Here is a 23267-nt window from a genome sequence, read left to right as displayed (position 1 = left end):
CCTGTTTTCTTATCCGGCGTTTTTTATTCCCGCTTTCTCTGCAGAAAGGAGCCTTTTCATGTCTTCACGAATCGATTTTACCTCGGGCAGCGTTCCCCGCGCCCTCATCCACTTTGCCCTTCCTGTCATGTTTGCTCTTTTTCTCCAAGCCATGTACGGCACCGTCGATCTTCTTATCGTCGGTCAGTTCGCTTCCAGCACGGACGTTTCCGCTGTGGCTACAGGATCCCAGATCATGCAGACTGTGACGAACCTCATCAGTTCCCTTGCCACGGGAACGACAGTCCTTTTGGGACAGAAGATCGGTCAAAAAAAGCCTTCAGAAGGCGGCAAAATTGCAGGAGCCTCCCTGATCCTTTTTGCCCTCATCGGCATTGCCTTCAGCCTCTTATTGACCCTGGGTGCGGCCCCCTTGAGCCGCGCCATGAATGCTCCGGAAGCCGCTTTTTTGAAGACGGTCCATTATCTATCCATCTGCGGCGGCGGCGCCCTCATCATGATCTTCTATAACCTCATTGGCGGACTCTTCCGCGGTATGGGGGATTCCCGCACCCCCTTTATTGCCGTAGCCATTGCCTGCGTGTCAAACATCGTTCTTGACCTCCTTATGGTCGCCGTCTTTTCTTTTGGTGCCGCCGGCGCGGCCTTGGCAACGGTCCTCTCCCAAGCCATCAGCGTCCTTGTTTCCTATCACCTCATCTCCAACCGGCCCCTGCCCTTTGCAATGACGCGGGCCCATGTCACCTTCCATAAGGAAACAATCAAACGGATCCTTTCCTTGGGAATCCCCCTTGCCGTGCAGGATCTTTTTGTCGGCCTGTCCTTCCTCATCATCCTCGCCATTGCCAACAGCCTCGGGGTTAATGCTTCGGCCGGCGTAGGGGTCTCAGAAAAAATCTGCGGCTTCATCATGCTGGTCTCTGCTGCCTTTATGCAATCCATGGCGGCCTTTACGGCACAAAACAAGGGGGCTGGCCGCATGGACCGTGCCATCAAGGGCCTTCAGTGTGCCATGGGCCTTTCCTGCGGCTGCGGCCTTATCATGGGCTTTTTCACCTTTTTTCACGGCGACATCCTGGCCGGCCTGTTTACCTCTTCCCCATCCGTTATGGCAGCGGCGGCAGACTACCTAAAAGCCTACGCTTTTGATGCTTTTCTTACAAGTTTTCTCTTCTGTTTCATTGGTTTTTACAATGGGCTGGGTCTCACCTCGTTTGTCATGGCTCAAGGGATATTGGGATCCTTTGGGGTTCGCGTTCCCCTTTCCTATCTCCTGAGCCAATTCCAACCGGTGTCCCTTTTCCATATTGGTCTGGCAACACCGTGCTCAACCCTCATCCAGATTGTTCTTTGCCTTGGCTGCTGGTCCTTGCTCAAAAAGCATCACCCGCACCTACAGTAAAAGGGTCTGTGAAGAAATGATTGGTTCTTCCTGCACAGCCCCTTTTTCACGTATGATGGCGGAACAAATAGCTCGCAAGGATCAAGGTCACAATAGCGACGACGGTCAGGGGCAATAAATTCCAGGAAAGACTGGTAAGGGGCAGCCCCTCCAAGTAAATGCGCCGGATGAGTTCCAGGCCAAAGCGTAGGGGATCGATATAGGTCACAGTCTGTAGGAAGACCGGCATATTCTGGATTGGCGTAATGATTCCCGAGAGAAGGGCCATAGGCACCATCATGACAATGACGTAAACGAGTACCTGCTGCATATTCTTTGAAATGGCGGAAACGCAGAGCCCAATCCCGGTAGAACTGAGGACATAGAAGAAAACCGCGGCATAAAAATCAAGAAAGGACCCTGCAAAAGGCACCTTGAACCAGAAAAGACTGATAAAAAGCAGGATCGTACACTGGATGATGCCGACAATCATGGGTGGAACGGCTTTGCCGATGAGGATAATGGGCTCTGAAATGGGCGCCACCAAGATCTGCTCGAACGTTCCTTCTTCCCGTTCCCGGGCGACGGAAAGGCCCGAGAGCAGAAAGACCTGGGAAAAACTCAAGAGTCCAATGATGCCTGGCAGAAAGAACCACCGTGTAATCTGGTTGGGATTGAACCAAGTCCGCATTTCCAAGGCCACGGGGCTTTTGCTTCCGCTCCTTTCCTGATTGTACCGACTGATGATCTGCCCCATATGGCCTATGACCTGGCCAGCAATCACCGTGTTGCGTCCATCGGCAATAACTTGTACGGGGGCTTCCTGAGCGTGGTTCAGTCGCCTGGAAAAATCAGGAGGAATGGAAACAGCCATGACAACCTCGCCCCTGTTGATATAGTCACTGATTTCCTCGGCATTTTGAAGCGTCACAGCCCGCTGGAAAAATCCCGTTCCATCAATACGGGAAATCAGCTCAGCCGATTCCTTGCTGTGACTTAGGTCGATCACAGCATAAGGGGCTTTCTCCAAATTGTAGTTGGCTGCATAGCCAAAGAGGAAACCCAGGATGATACAGGGCACGACAATGATGAGGCGTGTCGCCTTATCCTGCCAGATGGCCAGGATTTCCTTGCGGCAGATGACGGCCAGCTGTTCCAAATAAAGCTGTATGCCTTCCATCATTCCACCTTCTTTCTGGTCATCCCAAAGGCCGCGCCAATAAAGAAGATTCCATATAAGAGCAGCAGGCCGCCCTCCTTAAGGAGAATCCCCCAATGGGTGCCGGAAAGAAAAAGGGCCCGGATGCAGGTCAAATAGTGACTGAAGGGAAGGATGGCACCGATAAGCTGGACCCCTATCGGAGTGGACCGCAAATCAAAGATAAACCCTGAAAGGACAAAGCAGGGAAGGAAGCTGATCAAAAGGGAGGACTGGCAGGCAAGGAACTGATTCTTGGTCACTTCAGAGATGACAAGCCCGATGCCAAGGGCAACCATAAGATAAATCATGGAAATCAAGATTACCATCGCAAGAGAGCCCACAAGGGGCACCTCAAAGAGGAACCGCGAGAAAAAAAGACAAAGAAAAACCCCCACCATAGCCACACAAAAATAGGGGATAATCTTGGCAAGAATCAGTTCCAAAGGACGGACGGGCGTGACAAAAAGGGATTCAAAAGTGCCCCGTTCCCACTCCCGAGCCATGACGATAGCCGTCAACATGATGCCCACAAGGGTTACTATCAGCATAATCAGCCCTGGCAGGAAAAACCAGGTACTGGAATTGGCATCATTGAACCACATGCGGGGCTCAAGGACGACCTGTGCCGATCCTGCCACTCCCTTCTGCCGCCTCAAAAAAGAAGCTATCCCGCTTTCAATATAGGTCTGGGTCGTCATGGCCGTGGCTGTTTCCACCCCATCGAGAGCGACAAAGATTTTTGCCCGGCCCTGAGAAAGCCTGGATGTGAAATCCGGCGGAATATCGATAATGACACTGGCCTTTCGATCGAGCAAGAGGGCTTCGGCTTCCTTGAAAGAGGTGACGTAAGTAGGAGAAAAATAGCGGGATCCATTCAGGAAACTCACCGCATCCTGGGCTTTAGGAGAAGGATCTTTCAAAACAACTGCCGTGGAAATATCCCGGATATCAAGGGAAATGCCATACCCGATAATCAGGATCAACGCAATGGGAAGGACAATCCCCAGCAAAAGGGAACTGGAATCGCGGGAGAGCTGGAGAAACTCTTTTTTGATCAAAGCACCCATCCGCCGCAGGAATCCATTCATCACGAGTTCTCTCCTTTCCTTCGCGCCTGTTCAACAATCGTCATAAAGATTTCATCCATATCCGCCCCCTCCTTATGGAGGGTTTGCCGGATTTCCGCAGGACTTCCAATGGCCAATAGATGGCCATTGTCCTGAATCATGAAACGGTCACAGTATTCAGCCTCTTCCATGAAATGGGTCGTAATGATGATGGTGGTTCCTCGAGCCGCTAGGGCCGTGATCTGCCGCCAAAAATTGCGCCGCGTAAGTGGGTCGATTCCCGATGTCGGTTCATCGAGAAAAAGGATCTTGGGTTCATGAAGGAGTGCGCAAGCCATGGAAAGCCGCTGCTTATATCCGCCCGGGAGGTCACCAGCCTTACGGTCAAGACAATCGGACAAGTAAAATTCATGGGTAACAGCCGCAATCCGCTGAGCCAATTTTTTAGGGCCAAGTCCATAGACACCCCCAAAAAAGAGCAGGTTTTCCTTGACGCTCATATGGCGATACAGCGAAAATTTCTGCGCGACATACCCAATATGGGCCCTTGCCTGTGTCCGGGCCTGCCGCAGGTTGACGCCCGCCACAGAAAGAAAACCGCTTGTTGCTGGCAATAGCCCGCAAAGCATCTTGAAGGTCGTTGTCTTACCCGCCCCGTTCGGCCCCAAAAGTCCAAAGATTTCCCCTTCATGGACTTCAAAGGAAGTATTGGAAACCGCTGTAAAGTCCCCAAATTTGCGGACCAGATTCTTGACAATGATATTCACGTTCCGAGGGCTGGACAGCGCTTCCTGATCAAGGGATCCACCAGCTTGGGAAAGGGGAAGGGAATCTTCTTCCGCTTTTTTCAAAAGGATCATGAAGCCATCTTCCAGCGTGGAAGGAACCGGCTCTGCCTTGATCCCGCGTTTTTCGAGATAAGGAACACCAGTCACGCCTTCCTGGAGGATAAAATGAACCTTCCCGCCGCGGGGCACGGCATCGACCACATGGTCCCGGTCATCGATGAGCTGGGCCTGCAGGAGACGGGTCGGCTGCTTTTTAGGGGATTCAAGGGCATAGCAGCGGCCCCTAGCAACCTCCGCAAGACCGTCTGGAGTCCCGCTAAAAAGAAGCTGTCCCTTGTTAAGGACATAGACCTTTTGACACAGTGCCGCTTCATTCATATAAGCGGTACTGACAAGGACGGATAAATTTTCTTCATGGACAAATTCCTGAAGGATTTCCCACAATTCCCGCCGGCTGAGGGGATCGACACCGACCGTAGGTTCATCTAGGAGCAAAAGTTCCGGCGATCGAACCAAGGTGCAGGACAGACCAAGTTTTTGTTTCATTCCGCCTGACAGATTGCCTGCAAGACGATCGGTAAAACGTTCCAAGCCCATCATGGTCAGCAGTTTATGAAACCGTTCCGGCCTTTTTTCTTTGGGCACGCCATGAAGGTCGGCATAAAGTTCCATGTTTTCCTGTATGGTCAGGTCCTCATAAAGGCCAAATTTTTGTGGCATATAGGAAATGCGGCGCTGGATTGTTTGCGCCTCTTTGACGCTGTCCAGCCCCAATACGCACAGCTTTCCTTTTGTAGGATCCATCAATCCCGCTATAAGCCGCATAAAGGTGGTTTTCCCGGCTCCATCAGGACCAATAATGGCTGTCAGCTCCCCTTTTTTCACAGTAAGATCAAGATCCTTAAGGGCTTCCACACGTTTTCCCCGTTTAAGGGAAAACGTCTTATTCAGTTCTTGGGCACGGATTATGACCTCATCCATGACGCTTCACCCTTTACAGTTTGATTTTGACCGTAGCCGGCATTCCCATGCGAAGCAGATTATCAGGGTCTTCTACATAGACCCGGACTTCATAAAGAAGGGCCGAACGCAGGTCCTTTGTTTCCACATTTTTAGGCGTAAATTCGGCTGTTCCTGAAATATAGCCTACTTGTCCCTGAATCGCGTGATTGGGGAAACTATCGATATAGACGCTGGCCTGACTGCCTTCATGAAGTTTTCCTAAATCAGATTCCTTGACATAAACGCGGACCCATTTTTTTGTGTTGAGGGAAATTCGAAAGACCGGTTTCTGCGGGGAAGCCATATCCCCCACTTCAAGGAGCCGTGAACGGATCACCCCATCTTGAGGGGCCTTGAGTTCATATTGACCGAGGGTATACTGAAGTTCTTTCAATTCCTGGGTCAGACTCTCCAGTTTGGCTTCTCCCGACGCAATGTCCTCTTTTCGGGGACCGGCCAGAGCAAGCTCATAATTGGCCTGGGCCTCATTGGCGCGGGCCGTAGCCGCGTCAAGCTTGCTTTTTACATCATCGAGGGATTCATCACTGATTGAGCGGCCCTGGGACGCATCGTAAGCCGCTTGCTTGCGTTCATATTCACGTTGGAGAAAATCTCGATTCGCCGCTGTTTCCTGGGCTTTGGCAACAGCCTGATCAAGTTCCTGCCTGCGGGTCCCATTATGCAGCTTATCCACAACGGCCTGTTGGGCTGCCACTTGGGCTTCCGCAATTTTCACCTTATATTGGAGCGCATCCGAATCAAGACGGGCAAGGACCTGGTCTTTCTTGACCGCATCCCCTTCCTCGACCAGGATTTCAGCAATGCGGTCACTGTTCTTGAACGCAAGGGAAACTTCCCTCAGATCGACATTTCCATTGAGGGTCAGCGTCTGGGCAGCCAGTTTCGCTTCATGCCGCTCATATAAGGTCACACCGCCACCAATGATAAAAAGGGCAGCAAGGATTCCTATAGCGGCCTTTCCGGCCTTTTTCCCCCAAAGGCTATTGATGAATTCTTTCATGAGCCTCGTTTCCTTTCTCTTCATACGGTCCGCCGTCTGTCAGCGCCGACTGATGACGCTTGACAGCGCTCCCGTTTCCTTCCTCAAGCGGTCCCCAACCACCTCCAAGGGCCTTGAAAAGGGAAATCAAGGAAGACAGTTCCTTTCCCTTAGAGACCGTATATTTCTGGTCAGCCTGCAGATAGGCCCGCTGGGCATCCAGCACATCCAGATAGGTCCCCAGCCCGCTGTGATAGTTATGGCGGACCAGTTCATAGGCCTTATGGGAAGCGGCCCGTCCTTTCTGGAGGGTCAGGGCGGCAGCATGATCTTCAGCAATGGCAGCCATGGACGATCTGACTTCCCCCGCTGCTTTGAGGACCATCTTTTCATAAAGGGCTTTCTTTTCCTTTTCCGCGGCCTTTTGGACAGCTACATTCTTTTTGAGGGCTCCGCCATAAAACAGAGGATAGGAAATCTGGGGAACCAGGGAAAATCCCTGACTGCCGGCTGAGAAAAGCCCCCCGCCAAGGGTCGCAAAGCCAAGCAGCCCTAGGATGGAAAATTTAGGTTTCAGTGCGGCCCGTGCTTCATCAGTCCGGGCTATCTGAGCCGCCCAAGCGCGTTCAGCGGCATGGATATCCGGCCGCTGCCTCAACAGGTCCGCCGGAATGGCCCCATAAAGACGTGCATCAATATCGGGAAGCGGCTGAGGTGTCCGCAGCTTCTGGTCAAGAAAGCCCGGGATAGTGCCGGTCAAAAGGGCAATCCGCGAAAGGGTGCCGGCAATTTCCTTATCGAGGGCGGGCAATTGGGAACGGGTACTATAGAGGGTATATTCCGACTGCTGAAGGGGCACATCGGAAAGAAGCCCCGACTTGCGGTTAACCTGCAGCAATTCCAAGGTTTCTTCCTCACTGGCAATGTGGGATGCCGTAACCATCCGCTCTGCCTGCAAAGTCCGCAGGGTGATGTAGTTTAAAGCCAGTTCAGCCGATAAACTGACCCACACTTCATATAGTTTGGCATTTTGGGCCTGAAGGGTATCGGAAGCTGCCCGCACCTTGGCTTTCGTCCTTCCAAAAACGTCTAGTTCCCACGACGCGTCAATCCCGGCAAAGGATCCGTCTGCCTGCGGGTCAATCCCCATCTGGTCCCGTACAGGACCTTCGGGAAGCACCCCGTCAACCACGTGATCCGGCACGTTTCCCCGCATCCATCCCCCATTCAGATTAATCCAGGGAAGCCGGGCAGACTCTGCGATCCCAACTTGGGCCCGAGCTTCAGAAAGCCGGGAACGGGCGGCTTCAAGATCTTTGTTGTTCTCAAGGGCCAAAGAAATGAGTTCTGTCAGCGTGTCATCATGGAAGAGTTCCCACCAGCTAGCCAGCTGTTGCTGCGATAGCGAAGCATCCACGTCATCCCGAACGTACGGGTTCCCATAAGACGTCGCCAAATCGATCCAAGAAGGATCCTTTTGCCCCGCCGCTCCAGAAAAAGTCTGCGGAGCGGATTTGGCCGCTGAGGCAAGGGCCGGAGCAAAGGACCCTACGAGCCAAAGAAAAGACAGGCCAAGGGATGTCTGTTGAAGGAAGTTCACCCCATCCACCTCCCACCAATTAAAAAAATGATATATTATCAACAATTATCTATTCAAAGTATAGGGTTTTATGTAAAGAAATTCAAGGTGGAGTCTCTTTTCTTCTTTCAGCCAAGGCATAGGCACAGAAAAAAGGGCTGTACAATGAAGCAACGCTTCATTGTACAGCCCTTTAAGCTCCTTATTCTGCCGTAAACGGCAGCAGAGCAACGTTTCTGGCGCGCTTGATAGCAATCGTCAGCTGACGCTGATGCTTTGCGCAGGTACCGGTAATGCGGCGCGGCAGGATCTTGCCACGTTCGGTGATGAACTTGCGCAGTTTTGCGACATCCTTGTAGTCGATTTCTTCGACTTTATCAACGCAGAAGGAGCAGACCTTTCTTCTCGGTCTTCTGTTTCCGCGGTCACGCTTGTTAATCATGTATTTCCCTCCTATCAGAATGGGATTTCTTCGTCAAAACCCATGGGAGAGCCAAAGCTTTCCATGCCCCCTTGGTTCTGGGCATTTCCGCTCTGGGAAGGCGTGCTGCCTTGAGAAGAAGGAGCCGGGGAACCCGAACCCTTTCTTTCAATGAATTCAACCCGATCTGCGATGACTTCCGTGACCCAATGACGGTTCCCGTCCTTGTCATCATAGGAACGGATCTGCAGGCGTCCTTCCACGAGGGCCCTTTGTCCCTTGAGTAAGCTGTTCCCACATAATTCAGCGGTTTTATTCCAAGTTACGATGTTGATAAAATCCGCTTCGCGCTGGCCGTTCTTCGCAGTAAAGGGACGGTCCACCGCCAGAGTAAAGGTGCAGACGGTACGTTCCGTAGGAGTTACCCGTACTTCCGGATCGCGTACGAGCCGGCCTAACAAAAATATCCTATTCATACACCAAATCCTCCTTGCTTACTCGCCCTTGCGGATGATCATGTGACGCAGAATTTCGTCGGTAATCTTCATCACGCGGTCCAATTCCTTAACGGCGGCAGGTTCAGCACTGAAAGTGGTCAATACATACAAGCCATCTTGGATGTCCTGGATGGGATAAGCCAGGTGCTTTTTGCCCCACTTATCGGTCTTTTCGATAGTGGCGCCGTTAGCCGTCAGAAGGTCGTCGAATTTCTTTACGACAGCGCTATAAGCTTCCTCTTCAACCGGCTTTACGATGTACATGACTTCGTAGTTATTCACGAAATCACCTCCTCCTTTGGATTTGCTTCCCTACGATGGGAGCAGAAGAAGTATATACTTTCATATATACAGCTTGACTATTTTACCATGCTTCATGAAACATTTCAAGAACTTTTCCACGGCATTTTTTCTAGGAAAATGGCCGTTTCTTGCCATCTGATTGTCCCTTTGGCAAAGGGGCAGTACCTAGAACAGCCACTTTGGTGTATAATAAGGAAACCAAAAACCGGGATCCTTCCCTTTCAAGGAAGTTTTTCCCCTGAAAAAAGGAGTTCCATCATGTTCTACTATTTGGATCAAGCGGCCACCACCGCCCTTTATCCCGAAGCCCTCAAGGCGATGATGCCCTATCTTACAGAAGCTTACGGCAATCCTTCAAGCCAGCATCCCAAGGGGCAGGAAGCGGCCCGCGCCCTTATTATGGCACGGGAACAGGCAGCCCGCGCCCTATCCGTCCACCCGTCAGAAATCACCTTTACGGGCGGCGGCAGCGAAAGCGACAACCAGGCCTTGATTACAGGGGCCCATATAGGCGCCCAAAAAGGAAAGCGTCATCTTATTTCCACCGTCATGGAGCATCATGCCGTGCTCCACAGTCTGAGGCGCCTCAAGGAAGAAGGCTTTGAGGTCACGCTGCTTCCCATTTCAAAAGATGGATTCGTCAGTCCCGAAAGTGTCAAAAAAGCCCTGCGCCCAGATACGGCCCTCGTCAGCGTCATGGCGGCCAATAACGAGATTGGCACCATCCAGCCCATCGAGGCCATAGGGACCCTGTGCCATGAAAAAGGCGTTCTCTTTCATACGGATGCCGTACAAGGGGCGGCCCATATGGACCTTGATTTTACAAAAGGGGTCATTGACATGGCGTCTTTTTCAGCCCATAAGTTCCATGGACCCAAAGGTGTTGGAATCTTATATGCAAGGCAGGGCATCGAGCTTGAAAGCCTCATCGAAGGCGGGGCCCAGGAACGGGGCAAACGGGCGGGAACAGAAAATATCCCGGCCATTGTCGGTATGGCCGCAGCCCTTGAAAAAGCCATGCAGGAAAAGGCTGCGGAAAGCGCTCGCATCCGGTCCCTCAAAGAGCGTCTGCGGAAAAAACTGCTGGCCCTTAAAGGCGTGCGGCAAAACGGCGCCCTTTCTCCCAGCCTTCCGGGAACGCTCAACATTACCTTTGACAGCGCCCCATCAGAAGCCCTCCTGCCCCTATTGGGCATGGACGGCATCTGTGTTTCGGCAGGCTCCGCCTGTGCTTCCGGCTCACCGGAACCTTCCCATGTGCTTCTTGCCTTGGGGCTTTCAGCCAAACAGGCCCGCTCGTCCATCCGGTTCAGTCTTGGTGCAGACCTTGACGAAAAAGACATCGATACCATTGCGGAAATTGTCATCGGTCACGTTACGGCCCTACGAAACCTGCACCATGCTGACCAATAAGGAAATACAAATCTATGGTCCCCTTCAAAAGCTAAAGATTCTCTATGAGGGTTTCCCTCATCCGCCCATCGTGACCCTTGACGAAGGCCTTGCCCTTGCGGAAACCATAAAGGCTGTGGCGGTAAAGGACCTTTTTGGGGAGGCACCCAAAAAGAAGCTGTTCTTCCTGTTTCTCCTTGCTGAAGGAGAGTTCTTTACAGGAAAAGCCCTTCAAGAAACGCTTGGAGCAGGACATCTTACTTTTGGAGATAAAAAGATAAAAAGGCCCTTTCCCGTCTCCTTTGCTGTGAAAAAGGGGCTGTATCGGCCTTGGAACTGCTTTTTGATACGAAACAAGCCGTAACACTTGCTCATTTCCCGTATCCTCTTATCGAAAAAGGACCTAATCTTCCATCCCTTCCGTAATGATAAGTCCCTCAAGATTGCCGCAAAGGACCTTATCAGCCGATTCTGGCCCACTATGGGTCACATTCCCCGCATCATCGATGCGTCAATTATAGATGCCAAGGAGGAATCCCTATGAAAGCACTCATCGCCATGAGCGGCGGCGTTGATTCATCCGTAGCCGCAAAACTTATGCTTGATCAAGGATATGAATGTGTAGGCTGCACCATGAAGCTCTACAACAACCCCGATGCCGGCTGCAGCAGCAAGACCTGCTGCAGCATCCGGGATGTGGAAGACGCCCGCAGCGTCGCTGTCCGTCTGGGCATGCCTTATTTTGTCTTTAACTACATGGACGAATTCCGTCGGGATGTCATGGAAACCTTCGCCCGTTCCTACACCCTCGGGAAAACACCAAATCCCTGCATTGACTGCAACAAGTTCCTGAAATTTGGCGCCCTATACGAACGGGCAAAGGAACTGGGCTGCGACACCATCGTCACCGGTCATTACGCCCGCATACGGAAACGCAATGGCTGCTATGAACTGCTCCGCGCCAAAGATCCAAAAAAAGACCAGAGCTATGTCCTGTATAACCTCACGCAGGAACAGCTCGCCCACACGCAGTTTCCTTTGGGCGACTATGAAAAGACCCATACCCGGGAAATTGCCGAAGAAAGCGGCTTCATCAATTCCCACAAGCCTGACAGCCAGGACATTTGCTTTGTGCCCAACGGAACTTATACAGAGGCCGTACAGCGCATCCTTTCCTATGAGCCCCAACCAGGTCCTTTCCTCACCTTGGACGGGAAGGAAATCGGCACACATAAAGGCATTATCTACTATACCATTGGACAGCACAAGAAGCTGGGACTTCCCCAACCCGATGGACCGCTTTATGTCATAGCCATCGATCCTAAGAAAAACGCGGTCATTGTAGGTCCTTCACAGACTCTTTTCCGCCGCGATGCAGCCGTAAAGGAAGCCAACTGGATTTCCGGCAAGGTCCCGGACGCACCTTTTGCCTGCCTTGTCAAGGTCCGTTATCGACAGGAAGCGCAGCCGGCCATCGTCACCCCGACCGGATCCGATACCTTCTCCATCCTTTTTGACGAGCCCCAGCGCGCCATTACACCAGGGCAGTCCGCTGTCCTCTATGGCCTTGGTGATGAAACAGACGTCGTTATAGGCGGCGGGATTCTCCAATGAAACCCGTTTCTTCCAACAGACCACGCTGGATCATGCACGTTGATATGGACGCATTCTTTGCCTCCGTTGAGCAGCTGGATCATCCAGAATACCGCAACAGACCCGTCATCGTCGGCGGGCTTTCCGGAAGGGGCGTTGTCTCCACGGCCTCTTATGAAGCCCGGCGCTTTGGTGTCCACTCGGCCATGCCCATGAAGGAAGCCCTGGAGCGGTGCCCTAAGGGCATCTTTGTCGAAGGCCGCTATGGAAGATACTTGGAACTGTCCCAAAAGATCCGTCAAATCTTCCATGAATTTTCTCCCCTTGTGGAACCGCTTTCCATTGACGAGGCTTTTTTGGACCTAACAGGCATGGAACGCCTTGTAGGTGACATCCCCGCCCTTGGCCTCCGCATCAAGGAACGCATCAAAAAGGAAACGGGCCTTACAGCATCTGTTGGCCTTGCTCCCAATAAGTTCCTCGCAAAACTCGCCAGCGACCTCAAAAAACCCAATGGTCTTGTCATCATCCGGCAGAGCGAGGCAGCCTCACGCATCGCCCCTCTTCCGATTTCCCGCATCTTCGGCATTGGAGCAAGGTCCGCCTCCCTTTTAACGCGCTTTGGCATCAGGACCATCGGGGACCTTGCCGCCTGTGACGCGTCCTTTCTTTCCCCCCTTTTCGGGAAAAATACGGAAACCATCCTACGCTTTGCCCACGGTCTTGACAACCGTCCCGTCATTCCTGATGAAAAGCGTCAATCCCTTGGCCGGGAACTGACCTTTGAAAAAGACCTGCGAGATCATGCAGTCATCCTGGAAATCCTTTGGAACCTCTCCCAAGAAGTGGGCTTTCGTCTTCGAAGTGCTGGCCTTTCCGGATATACGGTCACGCTAAAGATGAAGACACAGGATTTCAAGGTCCATACGAGAAGCCTTTCCTCTGACCTGCCCCTGCAGCTGGATGAAGAAATCATGGAACGCGTCAAGATCCTGACCCGCAGGAACCCCCTACGGGATCCTGTAAGGCTCCTTGGCGTAACCGTGAGCCACTTGGTCCCACAGGAAAGTTCTGAGCAAAATCTCTTTTCCAAAAGCGACCGCAATACCCAGCGAAGCCTTGCTGTGGATGCCCTGAAGAAACGATTTGGGGAAACCATCATCAAAAAAGGGGCCCCTCCCATCCCCTATAAAAAAAGCCACGATCTTTGAACGCACTCAAGCGTCCAGATCGTGGTTTTTCAATCTCTCAAAAAAAGTAATGGCCAAGGAGACTCTTTATCCCTAAGCCGACAAGTACAAGGCCGCCCATCAATTCCGCTTTGGCTTTTCCTTTCATTCCAATATAGGATCCAAAAACACAGCCCATAAAGGATAAACAAAAGGTGATTGTCCCAATTTCAAGGACCGTAGGTCCAATGTCGAGCCCTTCAAAGGCAAAGCCCACACCGACGCCCAAGGCATCGATGCTGGTAGCAACCGCAAGGCCCAACATCGTCAAAGGTCCTGTAATGACCTTGCAGGAGACTTCTTCATGTGCCTCCTTGATCATTCCAATGCCAATCCAGGAAAGGATCAAGAAAATGATCCAGTGGGCATAGGCATCTACCCAAGCGGCAAAATACAGGCCCAAATGATAACCTAAAAAAGGCATCAAAGCCTGAAAGATACCAAACCAAGCCCCGTACTGAAGGCCGCCCCTAAATTTCCGATCCTCGGCAAGGCGCATGCCGCCGCAGACAGAAACTGCAAAAGCATCCATCGACAGGGATACAGCAATGAGAAAAATCGTCAGTGCTGTCATCAGCGGCGTTTCCCATAAAGGGCCTCATATACCACCATGGTCAGTGCCCGAAGGACCTTCAGTTCCTTTTCATTGTGGCGTTTATCCTCACTCATCTTGCCAAAGATAGGCAGGCTCACCTTCATCATCTGTTTGGTGATCCCGTGCTGCCGGACGCCGCCAGCCATGACGGATTGACCGATTCCGTCCAGGACGGTAAGGGCCATGCGTTTTTCCCGGCCTTCCAGTTTTGTGTTGCCCAGGATCTGTTTCTTGATGACTTCCTGTTGTTCCTGGAAATCCTCTTTTGTCAGGATATAGGTTTCTTCATCTGCCATAAGGCTCCCCCCTCAGGTTGGACTCATGCCCTATATTGTATCACGGAGTGTCCTTTTTGGCGAGTTCATTTGATGACAGCAAGGGGAACCGGGCCGCCCGTAAGGCAAATAGGCCCATCCTTCCCAATGAAATAGGTATTTTCCGTGCCCACCATGCCAATACCGGGAAGGCCAATCTTCGGTTCCACGGCAAGGACCATGTTCTCCTTGACCATATCCTTCACACCGTGAGTGATGACGGGGGTCTCATCCATAACAAGACCGATGCTGTGGCCCAAGAAACGGCCGCCATTCATGAAATACGGTTCGTAGGCTGGATCAAAATGTGCCATGACCGTATCATAGACATCGCCAAAAACAGCTCCGGGCTTCAAAAGGGAAACGGTTTCCTTTTCAAGGGCCAGACAGTAGGCATAGGCCTTCAGGATCTTTTCGCGGTCAGGATCCCGATTCAGGTCCCCATAGTAATAGACCACGGTCTTATCCGTATTGTAGCCATCGACCCCGCAGGAAATATCAAGATAGACAAGGCGACCCCGTTTAAGGAGACGGAAGGCCGACCCAATGCTCTGGACAGCCACGCAGGTTCCGCCCGTGCCGCCGGGACCGTCAAAGGCCGTACGGACAAGGGCACTTTTCCCAAAAGAGGCCAGCCCAATGACATCTTCCCCGGTCGGTCGATTGGTCCGGGCCACACCATGGCTTCCCAGAAGGAGCATCTTGAGATAAAGACGGACGGCCAGTTCCGCCTCGCTGATGCCTTCGTGAAGGAAGGGGGCCACATCATGGATCAGAACCTGTTCGTGGATGCGTCCCGCCCGCGTCAAAAGTTCCAGTTCATAATCACTCTTGATGCTGCGCAGCTGCGCAAGGACAGGGGTCAGGTCCCGCTGCTGCTTCATGGGAAAATACTTCTGGAAGAATCCCAGCCATTCAAGGCTGGTATGCTTGTTATCCAAATAGATGACAGACGGTATATCTTTTCCGTAAAACTCTGCTGGCTGGCGAAAACTGTGCATGCGGCGAAGCATGGATTCCGGCAGGAGAGATTCATTTTTGGCCCGGGCAAGGCTCCGCCGAACCCAGAGGATGGCATCCTCCGGCCGGATGATGAAGGCCCCATCCTGCATGGTTCCCGCAAAATAATACATATCGATTTTATCCGTAATGACCGCCATTTTCCATGCCGGGTCGCGTTCTGTCATAACGCGGCGGAAAGAATCCAGACGGTTTGTCAGTTCCTTTAGGGGGACACGACGCAGCTCATCACTCATAAAGGCATCATGTTCAAGGATGGCCATTTTCCATCAGCTCCTTTTTTACAAGGGTACGGCCCTTATTATAGGAGCTTGAGCCAAAGAGTGCAATGCCTCTTAAGAAAGGCTTTGGAGTACGTCTTCAAGGACATCCAGGGCAAAAGTCAGCTCTTCCCGGGAAATCGTAAGGGGCGGATTGAAATAGAGCACATCTCCCAAAGGCCGCAGCAAAAGCCCCTTGGAAAGCGCTTTCTGATAAAGTTCATAGCCCATGCGGCGGGAAGGATCATACGGCGTCTTCTTCTTTTTATCCGCCACCAGTTCCAAGGCATGGATCAGTCCGATATGCCGGATTTCCCCGACATGGGGATGTTCCCCTACGCGCTGGGTAAGCTGCTCCGTAAGCCAGGGGGCAAGGGTTTGGGCCTTTTTGAGGACACCATGGTCCATAAGTTCATCCAAGACGCCATGAGCCGCCGCGCAGCCCAAAGGATTTCCTGCATACGTGTGGCTGTGGACAAAAGCCTTGTGCTCGCTGTAATCCGCATAAAAAGCATTGTAGACAGCATCCGTCGTGAGCGTGATGGACATAGGCAGATAACCGCCGGTAAGTCCTTTGGAAACGGTCATGATATCCGGCGTGATTCCTGCATGGTCACAGGCAAATAGTTTTCCCGTCCGGCCAAATCCCGTGGCAATTTCATCACAGATAAGAAGCACATTATAGGCATCGCACAGCGCCCGCAGTTTTTTCAGATACACAGCCGGATAAACGCGCATACCGGCGCAGCCCTGCAGGAGTGGTTCCACGATGAGGGCACAGGTTTCCTTGGCAGATTGGGCAAAGGTTTCCTCCGCGTACTGGATGCAGTCTCCCTGGCAGTTTTCCCGCGTCTTATGAAAAGGACAGCGGTAGCAGTCCGGGGCCTTTACATGGATATTATCCATCATCATGGGCTGATAGAGCCTTGCAAATTGATCCATGCTCCCTACGGAAAGGGCCCCGATGGTCTCGCCGTGATACCCATCGGAAAGGCACATGAAGCGGGTCCGTTCACCGTGGCCTGTCTGGAGTTGATACTGGAAGGCAATCTTGAGGGCGGCCTCAACCGAGGAAGATCCATTATCGTTGAAATGGAATTTTGTCAGCCCCTTAGGCAAAAGGGGCAGGAGCCTTTCTGTAAGGGTAATGGCCGCTTCATGGGTGCAGCCGGCAAAGATCACATGTTCGAGCTTTTCCAGTTGGGCCTTGATGCGTTCATTGATGACGGGGTTGCCATGCCCCAGGAGATTGGCCCACCAGGAACTGATGATATCAAGATAGGCCTTCCCCTTTTCATCATAGAGCCAGGCCCCTTTTGCGTGATCCACAAAAAGGGGCGGCAGGCTTTCATAATCTTTCATTTGGGAGCAGGGATGCCAGATATGAGCAAGATCCCGCTGCTGATAATCATTCATGGAATAGCTCCTTTCTTATTCGTATAGGGCGGCAAGGCGGTCTGCAGACAAGGAAAGATCCCTATCGCCGTCCTTGATGCCGGCAAGGATGGGAAGCCCCGTGAGCGCCTCTGTCATGGCCCAATTATCTTGCTGCATGGGATCGGTCTCATCCCAATGGTTAAAGAAGAACCCTTTTGCACGGATTCCCCGTTCCTTCAGATAACGCGCCGTAAGAACCGACGCATTGATGGTTCCAAGACCTGCGTCCGCCACAATGACGCAAGGGAGCTTCAAGGCAAGGATTACATCTTCGAGCAGCAGCCGCTTTTCCGATTCCCAAGAAAGAGGGCAAATAATGCCGCCGCTGCCTTCCATAGTCAGATAGTCATGACGGGCCAAATGGCGGGCGTAATCTTCCTGGATCCTTGTAAGGTCAATGGAATCCTTATTCCAGCGGGAGGCCAGATGAGGTGATACGGCCTCTTTGTAGATATAGGTCACAAGATCCCCCGCCGCTTCGGAAAGCCCGGCCGCCATTTTCACAAACTGGGCATCGCCGGGAATCAGTCCCCCGTCTTTTCCTGTTTCGGCTCCGCTCAGGGCCGCTTTATAATAGCTTCCGTCATACCCATGCTCCCTCAGTTTCTTCACCATGAGGGCTGTGACGAAAGTTTTTCCCACATCCGTTCCTGTACCTGTAACAAACAATCCTCTTCCCATGTTCTTCCTTCTTTCTTTTCCTTTTTTACTTGATCCAAAGACCGATCCGGTAGGCCCGCTCCCCAATAAGGGCGGCCACGGCACAAATGACAAGGTCGGGGACAATCTGCAGCACCGCACAGTACCAAAGCATGACACCGAAAGTCATGGTGCTTTGCAGCAAATATCGGCTCACTGCATAAAAATAAGCGATGCCTACGGTGTAAACAATGACAAGGCCGATGAGATGCGCTGTCAGCTGCTTTTTGAACGTAATCGGGCCGCTGCGCCGGATGTACGTTCCCCCAACATAAGCCTGAAGCATGAAAGCCACAAGATAGCCGAAAGTCGGCTGCAGGATGTAGCTGGGGCCGCCCCCTGAAGCAAAGACTGGCAGACCAACAAGGCCCATCACCGTATAGGTCAGGACAGCAAGCGCCCCTAAGCGGCCGCCTAGCAAGGCGCCGGCAAGAAGGGTGGCTAAAAACTGTAGGGTATAGACCGTTGAGCCAAGAGGAATACGGATAATGGCACCGATGGCAATAAGCGCTACAAAGAGGCTCGAGAGGACGAGTTCACGTAGATTTCTTGTTTGCATGGTTTCACCTCGATTCGAAATCCTTTTTACTCTACGGCGCCGCCAGCCTTTAGTCAACCTAGCATTTTACTATGGTTAACGCATTAATTGATAGAGGGCCTGTCTAAAAAAATTCACGCTTCTTTTTTCCTGAAATCCAGCTCATCAATGATATAATGGGGACAGAAAAAAGTCCTTAAAAAGGAGTGATTCCCATGGACCTCAAAGCCTTTTTTGAGGCACATCCCCGAGTTGCCATTGCCTTTTCAGGCGGTGTGGACTCTACCTATCTTGTGACAGCCGCGGCCCAGTATGCCCAGTCTGTCCATGCCTATACGATTGATTCCGCTTTTGTCCCCCGCTTTGAGCTGGAAGGGGCCAAAGCGCTGACAAAAAAGATTGGCATTACTCACACGCTCCTTCCCATTGATGTCCTGCAAAATGAAACCGTTGTCCAAAATCCGAAAGACCGCTGTTATTTTTGCAAGAAAGCCGTTTTTTCCACCATTTGGAAAGCCGCCAAAAAAGACGGCTACAATCTTCTCCTTGACGGCACAAACGCCTCCGATGACGCTTCCGATCGGCCGGGCATGAAAGCCCTTGCAGAACTGGACGTCCTTTCACCCCTGCGCCTGTGCGGCCTTACCAAATCCTTGATCCGGGAAAGAAGCAGGGCCCTAGGGCTTCCCACCTGGAACAAGCCCTCCTATGCCTGCCTTGCCACGCGGATTCCCACAGGGGAACCCATTACGAAAGAAAAATTGGAACGGACTGAATGGGCGGAGACCTACCTCATGGGCCTTGGGCTTTCCGATTTTCGGGTCCGGCTCTTTGCTGACTGTGCCAAGCTGCAGGTAAAGGAAGCTCAGATCCCGCTGCTCTTACAGCACAGGGAGGATATCCTTGCCGTGCTCCGAACCCGCTATGACGGGGTCTTCCTGGATTTGGAGGTGCGCTGATGGCTGCCCTTGAAAAGATTCTTCAGCAAGTCAAGGAAGGAACCCTGTCCATTGAAGAGGCCTCCCTCAGCCTGCGCAAGGCACCCTTTGTCGATTTGGGCTATGCCCAAGTTGATACGCAGCGGGGCCAGCGACAAGGGATTCCGGAAGTCATCTACGGAGCCGGAAAAACCGCCGCGCAGATTGAAGGCATTGCCCAAGTCCTCAAAAAGGAAAGTGACAGTCCTGTCCTCATTACCCGCCTGTCCCAAGAAAAAGCCGAACAGATTCAAAAGACCCTGCCCCTCCATTACGAAGCGACGGGACGCATAGGCATCCTAGGTTCTTTTCCCGAGCCAACGGGGCATGGAACCATCCTGATCCTTTCAGCCGGAACCAGTGACCTTGCCGTAGCTGAAGAGGCACGCCTCACAGCCCTCGCGCTCGGAAACCGGGTCAAAGCCATCCAGGATGTGGGCGTTGCTGGTCTCCACCGCCTTCTTAGCCATCTCGATGACTTGATGGAAGCCTCCGTCATCATTGCCATTGCGGGCATGGAGGGCGCGCTTGCCAGCGTTGTCGGCGGCCTTGTCCGCTGTCCCGTCATTGCCGTCCCCACCAGCGTTGGCTATGGAGCTAACTTCAAGGGCGTCACGGCCCTTTGTGCCATGCTGACAAGCTGTGCCAGCGGCGTGTCCGTCGTCAATATCGACAATGGATTTGGTGCCGCCTACCAGGCCCACCTCATCAACCATGTGAAAGGAACAAACTCATGAAACTGCTCTATTTTGACTGCTCTATGGGAGCTGCCGGTGATATGATCACAGCTTCCCTCCTTTCCCTTTATCCCCATCCAGAGGAAATCCTTCCCCGCCTGAATGCCATAGGCATCCCCAACGTTACCTATACCCTTCTTCGAGGGGAAAACTGCGGAATTTCCGGACTCATGATGCGTGTCCTAATCGGTGGCAAGGAGGAAAAGACCCTCGATGTCCTGGACCATGAAGCCCTTGCGGGCCTTTCTCCTACGGGCCCTGTACCAACCGGGGACGCAGGGCATCACGAGCACCACCATGAACATACACACCATCATGAACACAGGGAACCTGGGCATCACGACCATCACCATTCCCATCATAACCTGTCCGATATCAAAGCCATTGTAAAGGACCTTCATTTGACAGATTCCGTCAAGGCCGATGTCCTTGCTGTCTATGATGCCCTTGCCGAAGCTGAAAGTCGGGCCCATCAAAAACCAGTCTCGGAGATTCATTTCCATGAAGTCGGAAACCTTGACGCCATTGCCGATATTGCGGCGGCCTGCTACCTCATCCATGATCTGGCGCCTGAAAAGATCATGGCCTCTCCCATCCACATTGGCTCTGGCTTCGTCCATTGCGCCCACGGCATCCTTCCCGTACCGGCGCCGGCCACGGGCTACCTGCTCGAAGGGATTCCCATCTACGGCGGGACCATTCAAGGGGAACTATGCACACCGACAGGAGCAGCCATCCTGAAGCATTTCGTTCAACACTTTGGTCCCCTTCCCGTCATGACCACAAAAGCCATTGGCTATGGACTCGGCCACAAGGTCTATCCCGTGGCCAATGTACTCCGTACCCTTTTGGGAGAAACGGGGGAAAAGGTCCGCAGCTTATGGCATCTTACCTGCCAAATTGATGATATGACAGGCGAGGAAGCTGCGTTTGCCATGGAAGCATGCCGCAAAAACGGGGCTCTTGACGCCTACATGACTCCCATCTACATGAAAAAATCCCGCCCCGCCCTTGCCCTGACGGTCCTTTGTGAAGAAACGGACAAGGCTGCCCTTGTTCGGACCCTCTTTGCCCACACCTCTACCTTGGGCGTCCGGGAATATCCTTTTTCCCGCTACGAAATGGAGCGTTCCACCTATTCTATTTCTGTTGAAGGAAAGCAAATTCATATCAAACGGGCTTCCGGCTACGGTATATCGCGAGAAAAGGCAGAATATGAGGACCTGTCACAGCTTGCCGCAACTGAGGGAATTTCTCTTCGGCAGGCCAGGGAACGGGTACAGCAGGCTTTATGGCTGGCGCGTCAAACAGCAAAATAACGGCTTGTACTAAAAAGCAAAAAAGCTGCGGAGCAAACGCTCCGCAGCTTTTTTGCAAGAATAAGACATCATCCGGTACCCCAGCGAAAATCAAATGGGGTTTGATGTAAGAAAAAGTTGCAGTCTGAAGACAAGGTTCGTAGGAAAGGGATCTATGTGGGTACGATTAGACAGGGAATGCCAAAGTGCCGGATGAAGAAAGCAGGGTCAAGCCTATTTAGCCAAACGATACATAGCTTCGGCGTAAATCTGGGCATTTTTCATGAGGATCTCAATTTCCCAGAATTCGTTGGGGAGATGTTCACGAACCGTATCACCCGGGAAAATGGGTCCAAAGGCAACGATATTAGGAATGGCCTTGGCATAGGTGCCGCCGCCGATGCTCATGGCGCCGCCCGTAAGACCCGTCATTTCATGATAGACATCGAGCAGGGTTTGGACATAAGGGGTCTTTTCATCTACGTAGAGGGCACCCTTGTGTTCTTCGCTGGTCAGTTCAAAACCAGCCTTCTTAAAGGTTTCGGTCAGCTTGGGAGCACAATCTTCATAAGTCTTTGTTACAGGATACCGATAGTTGATCTTTACGGTCAGGTGATCGGCATCTCCTTCCAGGATACCCATGTTGAAGGACAGTTTGCCCGACACTTCATCTTCCAGACCAATGCCAATCTTTTCACCATAAGGATCCATCCCAATCTTGTCAGCAAGGAAAGTCACCGCCTCTTGGAGGCCCTTGGACAGAGGGAACTCCTTGATGCCAAGGAGCAGCTTGCCAATCGCGTTTTCACCCAGTTCCGGATGGGAACCGTGTGCTTCCTTACCGTGGGTCGTAACCTTGAAGCCGCCTTCTGTGAGTTCGACGGTCATTCCGTCTTTCCCATTAAAGCGGGAGACAAGCGCTTTAGCTTCTTCACTGGGCGCAGCAAATTCCGCTTCACACAGGGCAGGAACAATATTGTAGGCCGTACCGCCTTGGATACGGACAAGCTTTACCTCGCCATCCTGCGTGAAGTGCGTCGTATAGTCGGCATTGACGATTCCTTTTTCCCCGTTGATGAGAGGATATTCTGCATCGGGCGTAAATCCGCAAACTGGGACCTCTCCGCCTTTTTCGAGATAATAATCCATATCGGCAGCACCGGTTTCCTCATTTGTTCCAAAGAGGATACGGATACGGCGTTTCAGGGGCAGGCCGGCATCAACGATGGCTTTCATGCCATAAAGCGCCGCAATGGCTGGCCCCTTATCATCCATGGCACCGCGTCCATAGACATTCGTGTCATCAACCTCACCGCTGTAGGGATCCTTATCCCAGCCTTTGCCTTCAGGAACGACGTCCAAATGGCCAAGGATGGCCACCATTTCATCACCTTCGCCAATTTCGGCCCAACCCATGTAGTTATCTACGTTCTTGGTACGGAAGCCCATGTCTTCGCAGACTTTCAGCATATAAGCAAGGCACTTGGCAGGGCCTTCACCAAAAGGCATTCCCGGTTTAGCTTCTTCCTGGACGCTGCGGATCTTGATTGCTTCCGACAGGGTCTTGAGCAGCGCTTGTTTTTGACGAGCAACGGATTCTTTGAGTTCCATCGTGATTCCTCCTCTATATGTCCATTCCAAAATGACAGGGCTGAAAAGAAACAGCAGGCTGAAGGCTGCATCCCAATTCGTCAGCAAGCTTCAAAAAAAGGAAGCTCATTCCCATCATAAAGGGGATTTCTAAAACTTCATGACTCTATTGTATCCAGTTTTCAGAATTATGTCAATAATATCGTATCATTTGTAATAATATCGTTATTTTTCTTTCTTTTTCTTCTCTTTTTGCCAAAACTGTCCACTTTTCCCAAAAAGAGCCTCCCGGCATCCTTCAAAAACCTTCAAATAAAGGGGATTGCAGAAAATCCTTCCTTAATGTCCG

Annotated in this window: 23 protein-coding genes; 8 read left to right on the top strand and 15 right to left on the bottom strand. The window is 52.0% G+C overall.

The features are described from left to right. The first annotated feature begins 58 nt into the window (after positions 1–58). Positions 59–1402: an MATE family efflux transporter gene (locus H503_RS0102265; RefSeq protein WP_009015108.1), complete on the top strand. Its 1344-nt coding sequence runs from the start codon at positions 59–61 to the stop codon at positions 1400–1402. A gap of 46 nt (positions 1403–1448) precedes the next feature. Here the strand turns inward: H503_RS0102265 and H503_RS0102260 are convergent, their stop codons facing one another. From H503_RS0102260 to rpsF, 8 genes are all read right to left on the bottom strand, one after another. Continuing rightward, positions 1449–2564: an ABC transporter permease gene (locus tag H503_RS0102260; protein ID WP_009015109.1), complete on the bottom strand. Its 1116-nt coding sequence runs from the start codon at positions 2562–2564 to the stop codon at positions 1449–1451. Then, positions 2561–3670 carry an ABC transporter permease gene (locus H503_RS0102255; RefSeq protein WP_026385410.1) on the bottom strand — a complete coding sequence of 370 codons (1110 nt, stop codon included), beginning with the start codon at positions 3668–3670 and terminating at the stop codon, positions 2561–2563. The genes H503_RS0102260 and H503_RS0102255 overlap by 4 nt, the downstream gene beginning before the upstream one ends. Next, a complete protein-coding gene (locus tag H503_RS0102250) occupies positions 3670–5418 on the bottom strand; it encodes an ATP-binding cassette domain-containing protein (RefSeq protein WP_009015111.1) in 1749 nt (582 codons plus the stop codon). Before H503_RS0102250 ends, H503_RS0102255 begins: the two co-directional genes overlap by 1 nt. A gap of 13 nt (positions 5419–5431) precedes the next feature. After that, positions 5432–6460 carry an HlyD family secretion protein gene (locus H503_RS0102245; RefSeq protein WP_016459847.1) on the bottom strand — a complete coding sequence of 343 codons (1029 nt, stop codon included), beginning with the start codon at positions 6458–6460 and terminating at the stop codon, positions 5432–5434. Beyond that, the gene (locus H503_RS0102240; RefSeq protein WP_016459848.1) at positions 6441–8039 is read right to left on the bottom strand and encodes an efflux transporter outer membrane subunit; all 1599 of its coding nucleotides are present in this window, start codon (positions 8037–8039) and stop codon (positions 6441–6443) included. Before H503_RS0102240 ends, H503_RS0102245 begins: the two co-directional genes overlap by 20 nt. Before the next feature lie 181 nt (positions 8040–8220). Then, the gene (gene rpsR / locus H503_RS0102230; RefSeq protein ID WP_026385409.1) at positions 8221–8457 is read right to left on the bottom strand and encodes a 30S ribosomal protein S18; all 237 of its coding nucleotides are present in this window, start codon (positions 8455–8457) and stop codon (positions 8221–8223) included. Between the two features lie 17 nt (positions 8458–8474). Then, positions 8475–8915, bottom strand: a complete 441-nt coding sequence (locus H503_RS0102225; RefSeq protein ID WP_009015740.1) for a single-stranded DNA-binding protein — start codon at positions 8913–8915, stop codon at positions 8475–8477. An 18-nt stretch (positions 8916–8933) separates the two neighbouring features. Then, positions 8934–9218 carry a 30S ribosomal protein S6 gene (gene rpsF / locus H503_RS0102220; RefSeq protein ID WP_009015739.1) on the bottom strand — a complete coding sequence of 95 codons (285 nt, stop codon included), beginning with the start codon at positions 9216–9218 and terminating at the stop codon, positions 8934–8936. A gap of 279 nt (positions 9219–9497) precedes the next feature. Here rpsF and H503_RS0102215 point away from each other — a divergent pair, with 279 nt between their 5' ends. The 4 genes from H503_RS0102215 (at position 9498) to H503_RS0102195 (ending at position 13435) form a co-directional block, all read left to right on the top strand. Continuing rightward, on the top strand, positions 9498–10652 hold the full coding sequence (locus H503_RS0102215) for a cysteine desulfurase family protein (RefSeq protein ID WP_009015738.1): 1155 nt from the start codon (positions 9498–9500) through the stop codon (positions 10650–10652). Continuing rightward, positions 10639–10995 carry a YbaK/EbsC family protein gene (locus H503_RS0102210; RefSeq protein WP_009015737.1) on the top strand — a complete coding sequence of 119 codons (357 nt, stop codon included), beginning with the start codon at positions 10639–10641 and terminating at the stop codon, positions 10993–10995. The genes H503_RS0102215 and H503_RS0102210 overlap by 14 nt, the downstream gene beginning before the upstream one ends. Before the next feature lie 176 nt (positions 10996–11171). Continuing rightward, complete coding sequence (mnmA, locus tag H503_RS0102200; protein ID WP_026385408.1) at positions 11172–12245, top strand: tRNA 2-thiouridine(34) synthase MnmA; 1074 nt, start codon at positions 11172–11174, stop codon at positions 12243–12245. After that, positions 12242–13435, top strand: coding sequence for a DNA polymerase IV (locus H503_RS0102195; protein ID WP_009015735.1), 1194 nt, complete (start codon positions 12242–12244; stop codon positions 13433–13435). The genes mnmA and H503_RS0102195 overlap by 4 nt, the downstream gene beginning before the upstream one ends. Before the next feature lie 37 nt (positions 13436–13472). Here H503_RS0102195 and H503_RS0102190 read toward each other — a convergent pair whose 3' ends face one another. The 6 genes from H503_RS0102190 to H503_RS0102165 form a co-directional block, all read right to left on the bottom strand. Further along, positions 13473–14027, bottom strand: coding sequence for a manganese efflux pump MntP (locus tag H503_RS0102190; protein ID WP_009015734.1), 555 nt, complete (start codon positions 14025–14027; stop codon positions 13473–13475). Continuing rightward, on the bottom strand, positions 14027–14344 hold the full coding sequence (locus tag H503_RS0102185; protein WP_009015733.1) for a hypothetical protein: 318 nt from the start codon (positions 14342–14344) through the stop codon (positions 14027–14029). Before H503_RS0102185 ends, H503_RS0102190 begins: the two co-directional genes overlap by 1 nt. Positions 14345–14409: 65 nt before the next feature. Further along, positions 14410–15645, bottom strand: coding sequence for a M24 family metallopeptidase (locus H503_RS0102180; RefSeq protein WP_014128037.1), 1236 nt, complete (start codon positions 15643–15645; stop codon positions 14410–14412). Positions 15646–15717: 72 nt separating this feature from the next. Further along, positions 15718–17058, bottom strand: coding sequence for an adenosylmethionine--8-amino-7-oxononanoate transaminase (gene bioA / locus H503_RS0102175; RefSeq protein ID WP_009015731.1), 1341 nt, complete (start codon positions 17056–17058; stop codon positions 15718–15720). A gap of 15 nt (positions 17059–17073) precedes the next feature. Continuing rightward, positions 17074–17760, bottom strand: a complete 687-nt coding sequence (gene bioD / locus H503_RS0102170; protein WP_009015730.1) for a dethiobiotin synthase — start codon at positions 17758–17760, stop codon at positions 17074–17076. A gap of 25 nt (positions 17761–17785) precedes the next feature. Next, positions 17786–18337: a biotin transporter BioY gene (locus H503_RS0102165; RefSeq protein ID WP_009015729.1), complete on the bottom strand. Its 552-nt coding sequence runs from the start codon at positions 18335–18337 to the stop codon at positions 17786–17788. 194 nt (positions 18338–18531) lie between these two features. On the opposite strand from H503_RS0102165, the gene larE reads away from it, so the two are divergent. The 3 genes from larE to larC are packed head-to-tail and all read left to right on the top strand — an operon-like array spanning position 18532 to position 21349. Next, the gene (gene larE / locus H503_RS0102160; RefSeq protein WP_016459852.1) at positions 18532–19275 is read left to right on the top strand and encodes an ATP-dependent sacrificial sulfur transferase LarE; all 744 of its coding nucleotides are present in this window, start codon (positions 18532–18534) and stop codon (positions 19273–19275) included. Beyond that, the gene (gene larB / locus H503_RS0102155) at positions 19275–20030 is read left to right on the top strand and encodes a nickel pincer cofactor biosynthesis protein LarB (protein WP_009015727.1); all 756 of its coding nucleotides are present in this window, start codon (positions 19275–19277) and stop codon (positions 20028–20030) included. The genes larE and larB overlap by 1 nt, the downstream gene beginning before the upstream one ends. Beyond that, a complete protein-coding gene (larC, locus tag H503_RS0102150) occupies positions 20027–21349 on the top strand; it encodes a nickel pincer cofactor biosynthesis protein LarC (RefSeq protein ID WP_009015726.1) in 1323 nt (440 codons plus the stop codon). The genes larB and larC overlap by 4 nt, the downstream gene beginning before the upstream one ends. 213 nt (positions 21350–21562) lie before the next feature. Here the strand turns inward: larC and pepV are convergent, their stop codons facing one another. Then, positions 21563–22939, bottom strand: a complete 1377-nt coding sequence (gene pepV, locus H503_RS0102145) for a dipeptidase PepV (RefSeq protein ID WP_009015725.1) — start codon at positions 22937–22939, stop codon at positions 21563–21565. Positions 22940–23267: the final 328 nt, after the last annotated feature.

Origin of the sequence: Acidaminococcus intestini DSM 21505, assembly GCF_000425045.1 — a bacterium.
GTDB lineage: Bacteria > Bacillota > Negativicutes > Acidaminococcales > Acidaminococcaceae > Acidaminococcus > Acidaminococcus intestini.
Note: the sequence above shows the minus strand (reverse complement) of the source record. Positions and strands in the feature narration are given on the sequence as shown.